19 protein-coding genes are annotated in these 18,465 nt (G+C 58.0%); 12 read left to right on the top strand and 7 right to left on the bottom strand.

The genetic code is table 11. The features are described from left to right. Window positions 1-35: 35 nt before the first annotated feature. The 4 genes from IM295_RS12755 (at window position 36) to IM295_RS12740 (ending at window position 3,975) form a co-directional block, all read left to right on the top strand. The gene (locus IM295_RS12755) at window positions 36-590 is read left to right on the top strand and encodes an RNA polymerase sigma factor (RefSeq protein WP_045260746.1); all 555 of its coding nucleotides are present in this window, start codon (window positions 36-38) and stop codon (window positions 588-590) included. Then, window positions 587-1,234: an anti-sigma factor domain-containing protein gene (locus IM295_RS12750; RefSeq protein WP_028012274.1), complete on the top strand. Its 648-nt coding sequence runs from the start codon at window positions 587-589 to the stop codon at window positions 1,232-1,234. The genes IM295_RS12755 and IM295_RS12750 overlap by 4 nt, the downstream gene beginning before the upstream one ends. A 272-nt stretch (window positions 1,235-1,506) precedes the next feature. After that, complete coding sequence (locus IM295_RS12745) at window positions 1,507-2,247, top strand: SDR family oxidoreductase (protein WP_047367684.1); 741 nt, start codon at window positions 1,507-1,509, stop codon at window positions 2,245-2,247. A 33-nt stretch (window positions 2,248-2,280) separates the two neighbouring features. Continuing rightward, a complete protein-coding gene (locus IM295_RS12740) occupies window positions 2,281-3,975 on the top strand; it encodes a thiamine pyrophosphate-binding protein (RefSeq protein WP_193066772.1) in 1,695 nt (564 codons plus the stop codon). Window positions 3,976-4,009: 34 nt separating this feature from the next. Here the strand turns inward: IM295_RS12740 and IM295_RS12735 are convergent, their stop codons facing one another. After that, window positions 4,010-4,708, bottom strand: coding sequence for a GNAT family N-acetyltransferase (locus IM295_RS12735; protein ID WP_048998934.1), 699 nt, complete (start codon window positions 4,706-4,708; stop codon window positions 4,010-4,012). Between the two features lie 200 nt (window positions 4,709-4,908). Here IM295_RS12735 and IM295_RS12730 point away from each other — a divergent pair, with 200 nt between their 5' ends. The 5 genes from IM295_RS12730 (at window position 4,909) to IM295_RS12710 (ending at window position 9,913) form a co-directional block, all read left to right on the top strand. After that, window positions 4,909-6,477 (top strand): ABC transporter substrate-binding protein, encoded by a 1,569-nt coding sequence (locus IM295_RS12730; RefSeq protein WP_193066771.1) that lies wholly within the window; start codon window positions 4,909-4,911, stop codon window positions 6,475-6,477. A gap of 69 nt (window positions 6,478-6,546) precedes the next feature. Beyond that, window positions 6,547-7,560 carry an ABC transporter permease gene (locus IM295_RS12725; protein ID WP_048961395.1) on the top strand — a complete coding sequence of 338 codons (1,014 nt, stop codon included), beginning with the start codon at window positions 6,547-6,549 and terminating at the stop codon, window positions 7,558-7,560. Continuing rightward, entirely contained in the window at window positions 7,560-8,393 is an 834-nt protein-coding gene (locus tag IM295_RS12720; RefSeq protein ID WP_193066770.1) for an ABC transporter permease, read from the top strand. Before IM295_RS12725 ends, IM295_RS12720 begins: the two co-directional genes overlap by 1 nt. Beyond that, a complete protein-coding gene (locus IM295_RS12715) occupies window positions 8,386-9,222 on the top strand; it encodes an ABC transporter ATP-binding protein (protein WP_193066769.1) in 837 nt (278 codons plus the stop codon). Before IM295_RS12720 ends, IM295_RS12715 begins: the two co-directional genes overlap by 8 nt. After that, window positions 9,209-9,913, top strand: coding sequence for an ABC transporter ATP-binding protein (locus IM295_RS12710; RefSeq protein ID WP_048998940.1), 705 nt, complete (start codon window positions 9,209-9,211; stop codon window positions 9,911-9,913). Before IM295_RS12715 ends, IM295_RS12710 begins: the two co-directional genes overlap by 14 nt. A gap of 43 nt (window positions 9,914-9,956) precedes the next feature. On the opposite strand, the gene IM295_RS12705 is transcribed toward IM295_RS12710, so the two are convergent. The 4 genes from IM295_RS12705 to budA all read right to left on the bottom strand — a co-directional run bounded on the left by IM295_RS12705 (window position 9,957) and on the right by budA (window position 13,825). Then, window positions 9,957-10,430, bottom strand: coding sequence for a cold-shock protein (locus IM295_RS12705; RefSeq protein ID WP_045260739.1), 474 nt, complete (start codon window positions 10,428-10,430; stop codon window positions 9,957-9,959). 131 nt (window positions 10,431-10,561) lie between these two features. Further along, window positions 10,562-11,332 carry a (S)-acetoin forming diacetyl reductase gene (locus IM295_RS12700; protein ID WP_088205188.1) on the bottom strand — a complete coding sequence of 257 codons (771 nt, stop codon included), beginning with the start codon at window positions 11,330-11,332 and terminating at the stop codon, window positions 10,562-10,564. A 20-nt stretch (window positions 11,333-11,352) separates the two neighbouring features. After that, window positions 11,353-13,074: an acetolactate synthase AlsS gene (gene alsS, locus IM295_RS12695; RefSeq protein ID WP_226859483.1), complete on the bottom strand. Its 1,722-nt coding sequence runs from the start codon at window positions 13,072-13,074 to the stop codon at window positions 11,353-11,355. Further along, window positions 13,046-13,825 (bottom strand): acetolactate decarboxylase, encoded by a 780-nt coding sequence (gene budA, locus IM295_RS12690; protein ID WP_028012263.1) that lies wholly within the window; start codon window positions 13,823-13,825, stop codon window positions 13,046-13,048. The genes alsS and budA overlap by 29 nt, the downstream gene beginning before the upstream one ends. A gap of 105 nt (window positions 13,826-13,930) precedes the next feature. On the opposite strand from budA, the gene IM295_RS12685 reads away from it, so the two are divergent. After that, entirely contained in the window at window positions 13,931-14,812 is an 882-nt protein-coding gene (locus tag IM295_RS12685; RefSeq protein ID WP_045260736.1) for a LysR family transcriptional regulator, read from the top strand. 282 nt (window positions 14,813-15,094) lie between these two features. Then, entirely contained in the window at window positions 15,095-15,550 is a 456-nt protein-coding gene (locus tag IM295_RS12680; RefSeq protein ID WP_028012261.1) for a hypothetical protein, read from the top strand. Between the two features lie 179 nt (window positions 15,551-15,729). Here IM295_RS12680 and IM295_RS12675 read toward each other — a convergent pair whose 3' ends face one another. Beyond that, window positions 15,730-16,302 carry a flavin reductase family protein gene (locus tag IM295_RS12675; protein WP_028012260.1) on the bottom strand — a complete coding sequence of 191 codons (573 nt, stop codon included), beginning with the start codon at window positions 16,300-16,302 and terminating at the stop codon, window positions 15,730-15,732. Between the two features lie 128 nt (window positions 16,303-16,430). Here IM295_RS12675 and IM295_RS12670 point away from each other — a divergent pair, with 128 nt between their 5' ends. Beyond that, window positions 16,431-17,330 (top strand): LysR family transcriptional regulator, encoded by a 900-nt coding sequence (locus IM295_RS12670; protein WP_028012259.1) that lies wholly within the window; start codon window positions 16,431-16,433, stop codon window positions 17,328-17,330. A 170-nt stretch (window positions 17,331-17,500) separates the two neighbouring features. Here IM295_RS12670 and IM295_RS12665 read toward each other — a convergent pair whose 3' ends face one another. Continuing rightward, a complete protein-coding gene (locus IM295_RS12665; protein WP_126300333.1) occupies window positions 17,501-18,391 on the bottom strand; it encodes an oxidoreductase in 891 nt (296 codons plus the stop codon). Between the last annotated feature and the right edge of the window lie 74 nt (window positions 18,392-18,465).

Here is an 18,465-nt window from a genome sequence, read left to right as displayed (position 1 = left end):
ACTTCGGAAGTGTGACGTTACCTTCCGGGAAAAACATGGATAACGCGCTGGCAGAACAGCAGCAGAAATTAATGCAGGCGGTCGCAAACGGCGATCGCCGCGCATTTGAACAACTCTATCGACTCACATCGCCACACCTGTTTGCCGTCGCGCTGCGCATGCTGCGCGACCGCGCGTGGGCAGAAGAGATCCTTCACGACTGTTTTATCACCGTCTGGAGTAAAGCCGAAACCTACAACGCTGCACTGAGCTCCCCAATGACCTGGCTTACGCATATTGTTCGCAATCGCTGTATTGACTGGCTGCGCAGCGGGCAAACCCGCGCTGCCGAACGCGAGTCACCGTATAGCGAAGTGCTTTTGCCCGGCGAGAACGATGAACAGAATAACTGGCACGACGATGCGCAGGCAGAGCGGCTCAGGCATTGCCTCGAACATTTGAGCAGCGAGCAGCGCCAGAGCATTACGCTCGCCTACTATCAGGGAATGTCTCACAGCGACATTGCCGACTGGCTCCAGCAGCCTGTAGGCTCGGTGAAAAGCTGGATACGTCGGGCAATGGACCATCTTCGGGAGTGCGTGGGGCTATGAATGACGCAGAAAAACGCGACGACATGCTGGCAGCAGAGTATGCCCTCGGCACGCTGCGGGGAGGAGCACGGCTTCAGTTCCAGAAAAGGGTCCTCCGTGAACCGGCTCTGGCCGCCCGCGTGGCGTACTGGCAGGACATGTTCAGCACGCTGGATAGTCATCTTGTGCCCGTCCCTCCACCCGAGACGGTGTGGAAAAGAATCGCCCTCGACCTGCCGCCCAAAAAGCCTTTACGCCAAAGTCGGCCTTATCTCGGCTGGATGGTTGCGGCCTCACTCGCCGCCCTGACGGTCGTTGCCTGGTATGCCACCCGAGCCCCGGAACTCGCTCCGCTGATGGTACTCAACGATGCCCAACAGCACGGGCAGTGGGTCGTCAGCGCGGACGCCAGCCGCCAGCACCTGAGCATTGCCCCGCTTCGACCGACAGCTGTCGCCGCGCAACACAGCCTGCAGCTTTGGCTGATCCCAGGCGGGCAGGCGCCGGTATCCATGGGGCTGCTGCATAACGACATCCCCACACGCGTCACCCTCAGGAACGCAACGCTCCCTGCTGACGCCACGATAGCCATAAGCCTTGAACCAGAGGGCGGATCGCCCACCGGCCTCCCCACAGGCCCGGTGCTTTACAGTGGCAAACTGTAATCCTCAGGCCCTGTTTGCAGGGCCGTCATCGTCCCCCCTTTTATTTATATAATATTCTCGGTTACCTATAAGAATTAAATATTAGGCCTGCAATTAATTTAATTATTAAAAAACGACATTGACAGACGCTTGCGTACTCCATTAAGTTTTAAACGAACATCATTTTATTCCCGATACAGAATATATCAAAAACCGCATTAATGAATTTGTCATTATTCATTAACGCTTCTCTGCCTTTTATTTTTTGCATCACTCAATAGCGAGATAAGATCATGAATATTAGTGCAAACAAGGTGGTTGTCATCACCGGTGCCAGCAGCGGTATTGGTCAGGCCATTGCCCTCCATTTAGCGAATAACGCGTTTTCGCTGGTGCTGGTGGCGCGCCGTCTGGACAGAATTAATGCCCTGGTGGATCAGATTATTCAACAGGGCGGCAAGGCGATTGCCGTAAAGGCTGACGTGACCCGTCAGGAAGAGGTGCAGCGCGCGATTGACGCTGCCGTTGCCGCATACCAGCGCGTGGATGTGGTGATCAATAACGCGGGCTTTATGGCCATCGCCCCCCTCAGCGAGCTGAAAACCGACGAATGGGACAAGATGATTGATACCAATCTGAAGGGCGTGCTGTACGGCATCGCTGCCGCGCTCCCGGTGTTCCAGCGTCAGGGCAGCGGGCATTTTATTAACGTTGCCTCCGTTGCGGGCATCAAGGTGCTGGCCCCTGGCGGCGTGGTGTATAGCGCCACGAAATTCGCCGTCCGCGCGCTGAGCGAAGGCTTACGTCAGGAGGCAGGTAAAACTATCCGCACGACGCTAATTTCGCCCGGCGCCGTCGAAAGCGAACTGCAATTCGGCAGCTCTGACGAAGACAGCAAAAAATTTCTCCATGAGTTTTATAAGCAGGCTATTCCGGCTGACGCAGTTGCCCGCGCGGTTTTATTTGCCATAGAACAGCCTGGCGACGTTGATATTAATGAAATTGTTGTGCGTCCAACGCAGGAAGAATTTTAGCCTGCGTTAAATAATGCTGAATGAGGTGTCATTATGATTAAATCATTAACGTCCTTATCAGATCTCAATATGCGAACGGGTGCCGATATTCTTCTTGAAGTGCTGGAGAGTGAAGGCGTGGAATATATTTTTGGCAACCCCGGCACCACCGAACTTCCGCTCATTGATGCCCTGCTTCGCCATGAAAATATTCACTATATTCTGGCGCTTCAGGAGAGCACCGTGGTGGCGATTGCCGACGGCTATGCGAAAGCCTCCGGCAAAACGGGCTTTATCAATTTGCATACCGCCAGCGGCCTTGGGCACGGTATGGGGAATCTCATTAATTCGCGGAGTATGAAAACCCCGCTGGTGGTGACCGTTGGACAGCAGGATACGCGACACTACGTCCGCGACCCGCTTCTGTATGATGATATTGTTTCCATCGGCTCTCCAGTCATGAAGTGGGCGCAGGAGGTCACCAGCGCCGACCAGCTCCCGGTGCTGGTGCGCCGCGCGTTTCACGCTGCCAGCTATCCTCCTGGCGGCCCGGTACTGCTCTCCCTGCCGATGAACGTGATGGAAGAGCTGAGCGACGCCGGGATACAGACGGCGTCGAGAGTAAACTACCACACCGTTGCGGGCTCGCTGGACGAGCTGGCGGAGGCGCTCAGCGAGATAGCGCCGGGCAGGATCATGATTGTGGCGGGCGATGAGGTGCACTCCAGCGGCTCGACGCAGGAAATTGTACAGCTGGCGGAAGCGCTGGGCGCCCACGTCTACGGCTCCTCCTGGCCGCTGAATTTGCCATTTCCCACCCAGCACGCGCTCTGGCGAGGCAATATGCCTACCACCGCCAGCGAAATCGCCAGCGTCATCAATGCCTACGATGCCGTATTTATCATCGGCGGCAGAAGCCTGATCACCATTTTGTACAGCGAAGGCGAGGCCATTCCGGCAACCTGCGCGGTGTATCAGCTCTCGGCGGATATGCACGAGCTTGGCCGCACCTATGCCACTCGCCTTTCGGTGATGGGGGATATCAAACTGTCCCTGCACGAACTGCTGCCGAAGCTTGAGCAGCGCCTGATCGCCAATACGCTGGCCCACCAGCAGCTGCTGGTGGCGGCCCGCGACGAACGTGAGAAGGAGTGGCAGTTGCAGGAAGAACGTCTGGCCGCCGAGCGGCTTCGCCCGGCCCTTTCGCCGATGGTCGCAGCCTGGGAGGTCATCCGATCCATTCCGGCGGGTACCACCATCGTTGATGAGGCGATAGCGACCGCCAGGCATGTCCGCCGGTTCATCTCTGACCAGCAGCATCAGCGCTACTACTTTATGCGCGGCGGCGGACTGGGCTGGGGGATGCCTGCCTCCGTGGGGCATTCGCTGGGACGCGGACAGGAGCCGGTGGTCTGCCTGATCGGCGACGGGGCCTCCCTGTACTCGCCGCAGGCACTCTGGACGGCAGCACACGAAAATCTGCCGGTCACCTTTATCGTCATGAATAACAGGGAGTACAACATCCTGAAAAACTTTATGAAGAGCCAGGCCGACTACAGCTCAACGCGGCTGGGCCGTTTTATCGGGATGGACCTCGTGAACCCGCATATCGATTTTCAGTCGCTGGCCACCGCCATGGGCGTCCACTGCTGCCGGGTGACCGAGGCAGCGGATATCGCCGAAGCGGTAACGCGCGGCCTGCAGTCCGGAAAAACCAACCTGATTGAAATCGCTATTTCCGCGGATTAGCCGCGTGGTTGGGCTGTACCCTACACAAAAAAACTTATAACCGAAACGCCTCAAGCCGCTTTATTTGCCGTCCTTCCTCGTCAAAATTCGCCGCCGCCAGCCAGGCGCGCAGCTCCGCGTCTCTTTGCGGCCATTCGCCATCAATAATAGAAAGCATATCGCTGTCGCGGTTGCGGCCTTTCCGCACCAGCCGCTGGCGTAAGCGCCCTTCCCAGACGAATCCAAGCCGCTCCGCGGCGCTGCGCGATGCGGTATTCATCGAGTCGCACTTCCACTCCAGCCGTCGGTATTTGTGGTCAAAGGCGTTTTTCAGCAGCAGCCACACCGCCTCGGTGCCGATGCGGGTGCCTTTCATCCTGCGCGACCAGGTGACGTGGCCGATCTCCACCGAGCCCTGAAAGCGCTCTATCGCCATATAGCTCACCAGCCCGACCGCCTTTTCAGTGCGTAAATCCATCACGGCGAAGGGCACCAGATCATCATCCATCACCTTTCCGGACACCCAGTGTGCGGTGGCTTCCACGCTTTCAGGCCGGGTGCTGGCAAGCCACGTCCAGTCGCTGTCGTCGCCCAGCGCGTAGGCCTCAAAGAGATCCGCCGCGTGACGCCCGGCGTCCAGCGGCTCAAGACGGCAATACTGGCCGGTCAGCGCCGTGCGGGTTAATACCTGCGCGCACTTCCAGTCCGGGACGAGATCGTTAACGGTTTGACCATATTGATTGATTTCGGGCACGGGGGTGACTCCCTGAAAGGTAAGGATTTTGTTATAGCAGGTTAAAAGGGCGGCGAAAAGAGAGGCGTTTAATAACCAGGCCGCATGCGATATATCCGCATGGCATAAGCAAAGCAGAATTTCGACTTTGAAGAAATGTGGAGTCGACCTAACGTAGCGGAGCATAAAACAATCACAATATATTCTTCTCAGGGATCGCTATGACGAAAAAACTGTTGCCGTTACTGATGCTGGCTGCGCTCTCAGGCGCTACCCACGCCGCTACGCCGCCGACGACGCTGGTGGTTGCTCAGGGTCTTGATGACATCGTGAGCCTCGACCCGGCCGAAGCCAACGAGCTCTCCAGCATCCAGACCGTGCCGAGCCTGTACCAGCGTCTGGTACAGCCGGACCGCGATAATCCGGAAAAAATCACGCCGGTTCTGGCAGAAAGCTGGGACGCGGATGCGGCAGCAAAAACCCTGACCATCAAGCTTAAACCCGATGCAAAATTCGCCTCCGGCAACCCGCTGCGTCCGGAAGACGTGATTTTCTCTTATACCCGCGCCGTGACGCTGAACAAATCCCCGGCCTTTATCCTCAACGTGCTGGGCTGGGACGCGAGCAACATCGCCAGCCAGCTGAAAAAGGTGGACGATCATACCCTCCAGCTTCACTGGACGGCGGACGTTAGCCCCTCGGTGGCGCTGAATATTCTCTCCACGCCGATAGCCTCCATCGTCGATGAAAAGCAGGTCGCGGCAAACGTCAAGGATAACGATTTCGGCAACGCCTGGCTGAAAATGCACTCGGCGGGCAGCGGCGCGTTCAAAATGCGCGTCTATCAGCCGCATCAGGCCATCGTGCTGGAAGCCAACGATTCCGCCCCCGGCGGCGCGCCGAAGCTGAAAAGCATCATCATTAAGAACGTTCCCGATCCGGCTTCACGCCGCCTGCTGATCCAGCAGGGGGATGCGGACGTGGCGCGCGATCTGGGTGCAGACCAGATTAGCGCCCTGGACGGCAAGCCGGGCGTGAAGGTGCTGAGCATTCCGTCCGCCGAGCAGAATTACCTGGTGTTTAACACCGGCAACAGCGCCAATCCGCTGCTGAACAACCCGGCGTTCTGGGAAGCGTCGCGCTGGCTGGTCGACTATGACGGCATCACTAAAAACCTGCTGAAAGGCCAGTATTTTGTTCACCAGAGCTTCCTGCCGGTCGGCCTGCCGGGCGCGCTGGAAGACAATCGGTTTAAATTTGACCCGGCAAAAGCGAAGGCAATCCTCGCCAAAGCGGGCATTAAGGACGCGCACTTCACGCTGGACGTGGAGAACAAGCCGCCGTTTATCACTATTGCCCAGTCGATGCAGGCGAGCTTTGCTCAGGGTGGCGTGAAGGTGGATCTGCTGCCTGCCGCCGGGAGCCAGGTCTATGCCCGCGTGCGCGCTAAGCAGCATCAGGCGGCGATTCGTCTGTGGATCCCGGACTACTTCGATGCGCACTCAAACGCCAGCGCCTTCGCGTGGAACGACGGGAAGTCCAGCACCGTGGCCGGTCTGAACGGCTGGAAAATCCCGGAGCTGAACAAGGCCACGCTGGCGGCGGTTGCCGAACCGGATCCGGCGAAGCGTCTGGATCTGTACAAGAAGATGCAGGAACAGCTGCAGCAGAGCTCGCCGTACGTGTTCGTCGATCAGGGCAAAACCCAGATCGCGGTGCGCGATAACGTGAAGGGATATCAGCAGGGGCTGAACGCGGATATGGTCTGGTACGATCGCGTCACGAAGTAGCCCTTGTCCTTCTCCCTCTCCCGTGGGAGAGGGGGTCGTCCGTGCATATTTTCTGGATAACGATTTCCCATGCCGCATCTTTCCACCCGCGTGCTTCAGGGTCTGCTGACCCTGCTGCTGACGCTCTTCGGGCTGCTGCTCGTCACGTTTGCGCTTTCGGCGTTTTCCCCGGTCGATCGCGTGCTGCAGATCGTCGGGGATCACGCCAGCCAGTCAACGTACGATCAGGTTCGCCACCAGCTCGGGCTGGATCGTCCCCTACCCGTGCAGTTCTGGCACTATCTGCAAAATCTCGCCCACGGTGATTTAGGCACCGCCAGCGCTACCGGGCAGCCGGTGCTGCAGGATCTGCTGCACGCCTTCCCCGCTACGCTGGAGCTGGCGACGCTGGCGTTAATCATTGGGTCCGTGCTCGGCGTGACGGCCGGGGTGCTGTGCGCCCGCTACGCCGGTTCGCCGCTCGATGTCGCGATCAGAACGCTTACCCTGCTCGGCAACTCGGTGCCGATTTTCTGGCTTGGCCTGCTGATGCTGGCCCTGTTCTACGCGAAGCTGCAGTGGAGCGTGGGCCCCGGCAGGCTGGACGATATCTGGCAGTTCACCGTCGAGCCGCGCACCGGCTTTGCGCTGATAGACACCTGGCTTTCCGGCGATCGCGAGGCATTCCGCAACGCCATCAGCCACCTGGTGCTGCCGGTGCTGCTGCTGGCCTATTACTCGCTGGCAAGCATTACCCGTCTGACCCGCTCGGCCTGCCTCAGCGAAATGAACAAGGAGTACATCCTGCTTGCCCGCGCCAAGGGTGCCGGGGAGATGGCCATTCTGCTGCGCCACGTGCTGCCGAACATTCGCAGCACCCTGCTGACGGTGATCGCCCTGGCCTATACCAGCATGCTGGAAGGGGCGGTATTAACCGAAACCGTGTTCTCGTGGCCGGGCATTGGACGCTATCTCACCACCGCCCTGTTCGCCGGAGACACGACCGCGGTTATGGGCGGTACGCTGCTGATTGGCGTCTGCTTTGTGCTGATCAATAACCTTACCGACCTGCTTGTGCGGGCGACCGATCCCAGGGTGCGCTGATGCCGTTTTATCTCTTCTTACGCCGCCTGCGCCGCTCCCCTGCCGCCGTTTGCGGACTGACTGGCCTCGTGCTGCTGGTGTTTATTGCCCTGTTCGCGCCCTGGCTGGCGCCGGTTGATCCGAACTGGCAGGACGCTGCCGCGCGCCTGGAGGCGCCTGGCGCCCGGCACTGGCTGGGCACCGACAGCTACGGGCGCGATCTGCTCTCGCGCCTGATTTACGGCACCCGTCCGGCGCTCGGGCTGGTGGCCCTGGTGACGGTCATTACCCTGCCCGCCGGGCTGCTGGTGGGCATTTTGTCCGGCTACTACGGCGGCTGGGTGGAGCGTATCCTGATGCGCTTTACCGACGTGGTGATGTCGATGCCGCGCCTGATCCTCGCCTTCGCGTTTGTGGCGATGCTTGGCCCGGGGCTGGTCAACGGCGCGCTGGCGCTGGCCTTAACCACCTGGCCCGCCTACGCGCGTCAGGCGCGGAGCGAGATTCAGCGTCTGCGCCACAGCGATTATCTGGCCGCCGCGGAGATGATGGGGATCCGCGGCCTGCGCCTGCTGGTCGGCCATATTCTGCCCCTGTGCCTGCCGTCCGCGATTGTGCGGCTGGCGCTGGATCTGGCGGGGATTATTCTGGCCGCCGCCGGTCTCGGCTTCCTCGGCCTTGGCGCGCGTCCGCCCATGGCCGAATGGGGGGCGATAATTGCCGACGGCATGCAGGTGATTTTCGACCAGTGGTGGATTGCCGCCATTCCGGGCGGCGCCATCCTGTTTGCCAGCCTGGCGTTTAACCTGCTGGGCGATGGCCTGCGCGACGTACTGGAGCCACAGCATGACTGAACACCGCGTTATCGTCGATGCGCTGAATATCGACTACCCCGCCGCGCGCGTGGTCAACAACCTGAGCTTTCGGCTTGGCAACGAGCGGCTGGCGCTGGTGGGAGAATCCGGCTCCGGTAAGTCGATGTCCGCCCGCGCCCTGATGGGTCTGGTGCGTAAACCCGGTATCGTGAGCGCGAACCGGCTTAACGTGCTTGGCAACGATCTGCTGACCCTGAACGCCCGCCGCTGGCAGGCGCTGCGCGGCAACGGGATTGCGATGGTCCTGCAGGACCCGCGCTACGCCCTAAACCCCGTGAAAAGCGTCGCCGCCCAGCTTGATGAGGCGCTCACGCTGCATCAGCGCCTGACGCGCCCGGAGCGTGCGGCGCGCATTCACGACATCATCAGCGCCGTCGGGCTGAACGAGAACGTGCTGTCACGCTATCCCGGCGAGCTTTCCGGGGGCATGGGCCAGCGGGTGATGATTGCGATTGCGCTGATCAACAACCCGCAGGTGCTGATTGCCGACGAACCGACCTCCGCGCTGGACGCCCGCCTGCGCAATCAGATCCTCGAGCTGCTGGTGCAGCAGTGCGAAGAACGCCAGATGGCGATGCTGTTAATCAGCCACGATCTGCCGCTGGTGGCGGAGCACTGCGACCGCGTGCTGGTGATGTATCAGGGTGAAAAGGTCGATGAGATGGCGGCAAGCCAGCTTCCGCAGGCGACGCATCCGTACACGCGCACCCTGTGGACCTGTCGTCCAGACGCCCATACTTATGGACAGATGCTGCCGACGCTCGATCGTTCGCAGCTGTGGAAGGAGGCCAGCGATGGCGCTCGTTGAGGTTAACCAGGTGCAGGTCACCTTCGGGGAAAAAACGGCGGTCTCTGCCGCCAGCTTTAGCATAGAGAGAGGCGAGACGTTCAGCCTGATTGGCGAATCCGGCTGCGGCAAATCAACCCTTCTGCGCGTGCTGGCAGGGCTACAGCGCGAGTGGCGCGGCAGTATTGCGCTGCTGGGAGAAACGTTAACGCCAGGGCGCCGCTTTGAAGGCAATCTTCGCCGCAACGTGCAGATGGTGTTTCAGGATCCGTGGGCGTCGCTGCATCCAAACCACACCATTGCGCGCACCCTGTCGGAGCCGTTAAGCCTCCACGGTGAAACGCAGGTTGCGGAAAAGGTGGCGGATGCGCTGCAGCAGGTGGGGCTTTCCGCCGAGGCGGGCAGGCGCTACCCGCACCAGCTTTCCGGCGGCCAGCGCCAGCGCGTTGCCATTGCCCGGGCGCTGCTGCTGCGCCCGCAGCTTCTGCTGCTGGATGAACCGACCTCGGCGCTGGATATGTCGGTGCAGGCGGAAATCCTGAACCTGCTTAACCGCCTGAAGGCCGAGCATGAGATGACCTATCTGCTGGTGAGCCACGACGCGGACGTGATTGCCCATATGTCCGACCGGGCAGCGTTTATGGCGCACGGGGCGATTCAGAAGGTGTTTGACCGTGAGGCGATGTTACGGGGCGAGCACAGAATGGGTTAAGTTTTGCAGGCCGGGTAAGGCATCGCCGCCACCCGGCAAACCATCACTTCAGCAGCTTCACCGTGGCATCAATGTCGATTTCATCTTCGGTAAAGATCATCGTCGTGTTCTGGAAGGTGGTGATCGCCAGCTTCTTCACCGTGCGCATTTCGCCCGGCTTCTTGTCGGATTTTGGTTTGATGCTGTTCATCAGCAGACCCACCGACAGCACCGCGTTCTCTTTGTCGATTTTGGTCTCAACGGGCTCTTCTTCGCTGAATACCACGAAGGATTTGATCGAGGTGAGCTTCACGCGCTCGCCCGCGATATAGAGATGCTTGCTCTCCGGGATCACCTTCACCGCATACGCGGAAAGGCCTTTGGTGTTGGTAGTTGGCTCGAAGGTCACCGCAGCGTCTTTTTTAATCAGATCGGGGTTCGCGACCTTAATCACATGAAAATAGCGGTTGTCGCCGTTTTCATCTTTGATAAATCCGAAGCCTTTATCTTTAAACCACGTTGTGATTGTACCGTTCATCGCTGTTACCGCCTGTCAGATCGTAATGACTAAAGTTTTGCAGCGCGCAGTGTAATGCACAATGGCGGAGGAGACAAAAAAAAGCCCCTGCACGGGGGCAGGGGAAAACTCATGTCAGAGCTTATTAGAATTTAGTTGAACACCATCCCACCATCGATGAGCAGAGACTGGCCGGTCATATAGTCAGAGTCTGGCCCGGCAAGATATGAAACGCAGGCGGCAACATCTTCCGGTTCGGACAGGCGGCCAAGCGTGATGCGTTTGGCAAAGGTCTCGGTCCCGTAGCCGAGCGGTTTACCCGCTGCCTCGGAGACCTGACGGTCGATCTCCGCCCACATCGGCGTTTTAACGATGCCCGGGCAGTAGGCGTTAACGGTGATCCCCAGCGGAGCAAGATCCCGTGCGGCGGTCTGGGTTAAGCCGCGCACCGCAAATTTACTGGAACTGTAGACGGCCAGCTCCGGGTTGCCGGTATGCCCCGCCTGTGAGCAGGCGTTGATGATTTTGCCGCCGTGTCCCTCTTTGCGGAACGCGTCAATCGCGGCCTGAATGCCCCAGATCACCCCTTTCACGTTGATGTTGTAAACCTTGTCGACAATCTCCGGCGTGATGGATTCGATCGGCGTGGACGGCGCGACCCCGGCGTTGTTGACGATAACGTTGAAGCCGCCCAGCGCGGTGCGGGCTTTCTCCACGGCCGCAAATACCTGCTCGCGGTCAGAGACATCCACCTTCACGGCAACGGCCTTCCCGCCGCTGCGGATGATTTCATCGGCAACCGCTTTCGCCGTCTCTTCGTTGTAATCGGCGATAGCGACGGCAAAACCATCCTTCACCAGACGAAGCGCGATCGCTTTGCCAATCCCCTGGCCTGAGCCGGTTACGAGAGCCACTTTTTGCATTTCTCTGTCCTTATGTTGATTCACAAAATCTGGCTGAGATGGAGCTGGCCCATCAGCAGCGGGTTATCGCTGTAGTCGACGGGAATGGCCACCACGGCCGGGCCATCGACATCCATTGCGGCACGCAGCGTCGGTTCGAGCGCGTCGGCACTCTCGACGGCAAAACCTTTTGCGCCGAACGCATCGGCATAGGCTTTGAAGTCGACCGGGCCGAACTCGACGCCGGAAAGACGCTGGTATTTTTTCTCTTCCTGAATGGCAACCATGTTGTAGGCGTTATCCACCCAGATGATGTGCAGCACGTTGGCGTTGAGGCGTACGGCGGTTTCCAGCTCCATGCTCGACTGCAAAAAGCCGCCGTCGCCGGAGACCGACACCACCTTGCGGCCCGGGTTGACCAGCCACGCGCCAATTGCCCACGGCAGCGCCACGCCCATGGTCTGCTGCCCGTTGGAGATCATCACCTGACGCGCGCGGAAGCTGTAGAGGTAGCGGGCGATCCAGATGTGGAAGCTGCCCATATCGACGGTAAGCGTCACGTCGTTGTTCACGATGTCCTGCATGGCGCGCACGATGCGCAGCGGATGCAGGGCAAACTGGTTAAGCGATGCGCCACGGCGGTCGAGGAGGTCCCGCTGATGCTGGCGATCGACCAGAATTTCCGAGGCGCGCTGGCTCAGTTCAAGCTTGTGCTCAATGCGGCTGGCGAGCAGGTTCAGCGTGGCGGCGATATCCCCCACCAGCTCCAGATCGGGAACATACTTGCGCTCCTCATAGGCGGGCAGTACGTCAATGTGCACCAGCGTCGCGTCGCCGCTGTTCCACATAGAAGGCTCGTACTCCACCGGGCTGTAGCCGATGCAGATAATCAGATCCGCCAGAAGCAGCAGCCGGTCGCCCGCCTGGTTGTTAAACAGGCCGACGCGTCCGGCAAAGCGGGTGAAGTGCTCCTGATTGACCGCCCCGGCGGCCTGGTAGGTACTGGTGACCGGGATACGGCTTTTCTCCAGCAGCTTGCGCAGCGCGGCGCTGTTGGCGGGCTGGCTGGCCATCAGGCCGAGTAAGATGACCGGGTTTTTGGCTTTTTCAATAAGCTTCGCCACGTCGTTAATGGCGGATTCCGGTGCCGGCCCCATCAGCGCGGGACCGCTGGCGGGCAAAATCGCCCCCGTGGTGGGCTGGTCGACAATATCCTGCGGCAGGCTGACAAACGCCCCGCCCGGCCTGCCGTGCTCGGCGGCGCGAAACGCGTTGGACACCACCTCGGCAATCGCGTCCGGGGAGTTCACTTCTACGGCGTATTTTGTCACCGGGCTGAACATCGCGACGGTGTCCATGCTCTGATGCACCAGCTTCGCTTTATCCGCCCGCTTCACCGCCCCACCCAGTGCTACCACCGGGTCGCCTTCGCTGTTGGCGGTGGCAATACCGGTGATCAGGTTCGAACAGCCCGGTCCGGAGGTGACCAGCGCCACCCCGGCTTTGCCGGTCAGACGCCCCACTGCCGCCGCCATAAACGCCGCGTTGGCCTCGTGGCGTACGGGAATGATCTCGATGGAGGAGTCCAGCAGGGAGTCAAAGACCTTGTCGATTTTTGCCCCCGGGATCCCGAACACCTGCTTCACGCCCTGCGCTTCCAGCTGGCCGACAACCATATCGGCGCCGTGCGCCCACTGACGTGACTGTTTCTCACTGTTCACGGTAGTTCTCCTGTTAGTTTTCGACGGCGCGGATAGCCGCATCAAGGTTGCTGGGGTGCAGGTTGGCCTGTAAAAACGCGCTGTCGGCGGGCAGGTCGATCATCAGCTTGTGAATTTCACCGAAGGTGAGCACGCCGCTCTCAAGCTGGTAGTCGAGCAGATGGCCGCCGCCCTGTCGGTCGTCGGTGATGAAGTGTTCGTGATAGCCCGCCACGTTGATGCCCTGCATATGCTGCGGCGTGCGGAACCCCACCAGCACGCCCTCGCGCTGGTTAAAGCGGAACACCGGCTGGTCGTCCAGCACGTCGGTCATCGCCCGGTACGGTGGCGTCTGGCGCGGTACGGTGCGGGTGTGCGCGTGACGGAAGTTGCCGTCGATGCGCAGCGCGCAGAACAGGTTGTCGGAGGGGATCTGCTGGTCGATCACATCGTGGATCTGCTGACGGCTGACCGGCCCGTCGAAGGTTTTGCGGTACTGCGGCTGGAACCAGGTCATCACCGCGAACGGCGTTTTTTGCTCCGGCTTCGCGGCCCGGGCGCTGCCGTCGGCGCGCAGCTGGTAGACCTGGCTGCTGAAGGCAATCATTTCGCCGTCCAGCTCGTTAAAGGTGCCGAGGCCAAAATCGCCGTGTGCCAGCAGGTCGGCGATGGTGGTCTCCCCTTCGTAGACGCCGCTTAGCAGGGCGCTCATTAGCGATGTCTGATAGATCACGCTGTCAGGATGTTGAGCCGAAAACCCGCGCAGGGTCTCGCATAAACTCGCCTCACAGTCGCATGCAGATGAATGCATCATCATGCTCGTCCTCTTCAACTTTATTTATAAAGGTTAAATAAATGTTGACCCGATTCAGCAGAGAGTTCCAATATAGAATCCATGCTGGTTTGAGACGTTTTTGATATGGAACTTCGTTATCTGCGCTATTTTGTCGCGGTAGCACGCGAGCGACACTTCACCAGGGCGGCCAACGCGCTGGGTATTTCACAACCTCCTCTGAGCCAGCAGATCAAACGGCTTGAGGAGGAAGTGGGCACGCCGCTGTTCAGGCGCCTGACGCGGGGCGTGGAGCTGACCGAGGCGGGAGAAGCCTTCTATGAGGACGCCTGTAAGATCCTGGCGCTGAGCGACGCCGCGCTGGAGAAAGCCCGGGGCATCGCGCGCGGGCTGAACGGCAGCCTGTCGATTGGCATTACCAGTTCGGATGCCTTTCATCCCAAAATCTTCGCCCTGATCCGCCAGTTTCAGGTGCAGAACATGGCAGTGCAGGTTCACCAGGTGGAAGCCAACATGTCGTCGCTGACCACGATGCTGGCGGAGGGTGAGCTGGATATCGCCTTTGTGCGCCTGCCGTGCGAGAGCAGCAAGGTATTCGAATTAAAAATCCTCGACCGGGAGCCAATGGTGGTGGCGCTGCATCGCGATCATCCCCTGGCGACGTGCGGCGATCTGGCGCTGGAGGAACTTCGGGATACGCCGGTGGTGCTGTTCCCGCAGGAGGTCGCGCCGGGTCTGTATGACCGGGTTTACGGCTGCTGCGAGCGGGCCGGAATAAACGTGCAGCGCGCGCTGCAGTCGTCGCAGCTTTCCTCTTCCCTGAGCATGGTCTCCGCCGGCGGCGGGTTCGCGCTGGTGCCGAAATCCATGGCGGCCATTTCACCGCCGAATGTGACCTACCACGCGCTGCGCTCGCCGGAGCTTTATACCGATATCGCGCTGTGCTGGCGGCGTTTTGAACGCTCGCGGACGGTGAAGCGGTTTCTGGCGATGATGAGCGAGGGGTGACGGCAGCGCGGCTGTGCCCGGCGGCGCTTCGCTTGCGCGGGCCTACGGTTCGTGTCGCTGTTGGGGCTTTGGATTTTGTAGGCCGGGTCAGGCGTAGCCGCCGCCCGGCAATGCCGTTCTGGAAGCCGCCTCGCAAACCTGCAAGCAACCTTATGTAATTCAGGTTTATCACTTTTCATCCCTTCTCCGTGGTCGTAAAGTGCCTGCGTTGCGGCACATCCGTAACCGGGCGTAGGAACCCGTTAGCATAACGTGACATTTTTTAGACAAAGAGGATGCTAAATGGCGACTACCCCTGAATTTTCCTACGCGCTTTCTGAGGAAAGCGTTGTTCATCAGCTCATCAACCACCCAATTTCCGATTCTGCGGATCTCTTCGAACTGGCCGATGCCTGCGCCGCTTACGTAAGCGTACTGGTGGAAACTTACGACGCAGTGACATTTGCCACGCTATGCGAGCGACTGCTGGCTGCGCTGAAACGGCTGCGCGAGTGCTGTGACTCAGAACTTCCACCGTATCTGGTGGAACGGCTCATTGCGGGGGAAAAGATAACCTCCTGCGTGCCAGAATGCTGGCAAGAAACGGCGCTACAGGTGGATTATGCCGTGGCGTTAACGCTGGCAGTAATGGGCGGGACATTACCTGCGAGCGTGGCGAAAGAGCTCACCGGGCTGCTGCATGATATGGTCTGGCTGCTGGCGGAGTTTGTGAAAGAGCCTTATATCACGGCGCACTGAGGCGGGTGATGGAAGGCCGGGGTCCTGCTGGGTAAAAAGCAGGACTTTGGCCTTAATAAAAGAATAGCGTTGTTTGTTGAATGTCCGTTAAGAGCGAAAAGCGGACATCTTAATTGTTTTTTTTTGCTACTACCTCTATGTAGACATGTTATATGGCTACATTTATACAGAAGTAAGGATTAGTCTTTTCCCGGACCATAATTAAATTTTGTACCTTTGCCAATGGCATAAAACTGTCCACCAGCTACGTAATGGACAGTACGTAATTCATCAGGCGCATCATCAAAAATCCAGTGCCCATTTCTGAAAACGCGGTCATCACTCCATGCTCCGACAATTTCCCCCAAGAACAAATTGTGCTGCTTTTCATTTTCTTCATTGGGTATGACCTTACATACTAACCAGCCAGCGCAACCTTCAACTAAAGGCAGATCAAACTCTTTCTGATAAAATAGTGGGATTTTACTATTTTTATCTGGTGTGTCGGAATAACTGTGGCCTCCAGCATATAAAACCATTTCCATCTGATTTACTACTGGGATCTGGACAGCGTAATATCCGCTTTTTTCTACAAGCCCGCGAGTAAATGCCTGTGGACCTATAAAAGCCATCACTTTGTTATTGCCTACTAATCCCACCCAGGCCGCTGCCATGACATTTTCAATGCCATCATTTTTAGCCGATATCATCGTGGTTGGCCCGACCTGTAATAAACGATAGGCTTTGTTTAACTCTACTGGTTGAATTGACATAATTTACTCTTTTGAGTTCTGATAAAAAGTAAGACAGGTTACTTATTTGATTGTTCGATTATATGGCTGGAATAGTTGCAAATTAATTGCTATTATCAAAATACATTATTGCAAATTTCACAATAATCATGAACAAACTTGATGCACTAAAATTTTTCATCATCGCCTCTGAGACCTTGAACTTCCGCGAAGCAGCCATCAAACTGTCGGTTTCACCATCAGTAGTAACCCGAACAGTCGCTGAGTTGGAGAAACAACTTGGTGAACCTTTATTCAAACGCAATACTCGTTCGATCTTTCTCACCAGTTTCGGCGAACTATTTTTACCCCAAGCGAAGCGACTGCTGGAAGATTCTGAAAAATTATTTCAGATGGCGAAAGATGATAATGAAATGAAAGGTATTGTTCGCATCACATTACTTCGATTTCCAAATCATGAACAAATCTTGTATGAACTCTTGACTGCACTACGCCCCTATCCTGATTTATTTATTGACTGGCGTTTAGATATGATGAAACTTGATACTATTGAGCATCGTATCGATATAGGTATACGCGTAGGGCGAGAACCTAATCCAAACTTTATCATTAAAAACATCGGACAAGTTGAACATATTTTGGTTGCATCCCCTGAACTTATTGAGCGTCTGGGAGCACCTACTGATTTAGAAGATCTTCGACAGCGTTATCCATTTAGTGGTTTAATTAATCCTGAGACAGGAAAATCATTTGAGTTTATGAGTGACGCAGTGAATACTTTTGTCCCTCGTCATATTGAGTTTTATACTACAGACCCATACGCCGAAATTCAGGCTGCATTGGCCGGAAAAACGGTTGTACAATCCAGCGATTTTATCTGTAGGGAGTACTTAGCAAGCGGCCAACTTGTTCCCCCACTGCCAGAACTCCGACAGGAGAAATGGCAATTTTATTTATATCGACCTTACCAGCTGATTACTCCCAAAAGGGTGACGGTCGTTTTCTCGCTATTAGAAAAAATATTACGCAAATATTTCACATCAAAATAATATTCTCCTCAACGTCTGCTGCTGGCACAGAGCGGACATTCATATTCATCTCCCTTCCTCTCTATCGGCCCGCCTCCACTCTCAGGTATGAATGCGTTTATCATTTTGTTTAGAAAAGCGATGGGCAGCACGGCCGCCCATTACTTTGCCGAATGGAAAAACAGCGGCCGTTAGCCCGGCCCCTCGCTCCCCGCCGCCAGCAGCGGCACCACTACATCGCTGATGGGCACCGCAATGCCGTGTTTGCGGCCGTAGCGCTGGATGACGCCGTTACGGATATCCCACTCCATCGGGCGATCCGCCTGACGGTCAGCGAGAATCGACGTACCCAAATCCACGGGCGCGCGTTGGAAGTTCGCCAGAATCTCCTGCGCCACGTCATCGTTCAGCTTCGCCCCTTCAGCGCGGGCGACGGTCAGCCCTTCGCGCAGGTAGGCCAGCGCCAGCTCGCTGACATCCTCTCGCCTGAACATCCCGGCGCGGCGGTTGGCCAGCACCATAAGCCCGGCGACCGCGTTTTGCAGCAGCTTGCGCCAGGCGACGGTGGCGAAATCTTCCGAGAGCTCAACCGCGCAGCGCGTATCACGAAGCGCTTCGACCACCCGCTGCGCCTGGGGCGCGTCCGGTAGCGTCAGGCGCGGCTTCGCCCGGAGCCAGACGGAGGCATCCGGCTCGCGCTGCGCCGGGAACCAGACCACCGACGGCAACACCGTTGCGCCACTGACCAATGGCTCAAGCTGCGCCTTCTGCTCTACGCCGTTTTGCAGGGCGCAGACCACGGTGTTTTCATCGCACAGCGCGCGCAGCCACCCGGCGCTGTCGGAATTTTGCGTCGTTTTTACCGCCACAAAAACAAGATCTGCGGGGCGAGTAATGACGGACGGATCGGTGAATACCGGACCGGGCACAACCGTTTCCCCCTCGTCGTAACGCAGGCGTAATTCCGGATGCGCGGTGCGTCCGCAGAGCAGCGGCGTGCGGCCAGCGTCATGCAACACCGCGGCAATGGTGGTGCCAATCGCACCGGGACCAATCAGCGCAATCACTGGATTCTCAGACATGGTTAACCCCTCTTTTCGCTAAGCCTGCTAACAGTTATACCACCCTGAAAAGTGAGCGCCACGTCGTTGTCTAT

The sequence above is a fragment of the Enterobacter cloacae complex sp. P14RS genome, from assembly GCF_014895895.1.
In the GTDB taxonomy this organism is placed as follows: domain Bacteria; phylum Pseudomonadota; class Gammaproteobacteria; order Enterobacterales; family Enterobacteriaceae; genus Enterobacter; species Enterobacter bugandensis.
Note: the sequence above shows the minus strand (reverse complement) of the source record. Positions and strands in the feature narration are given on the sequence as shown.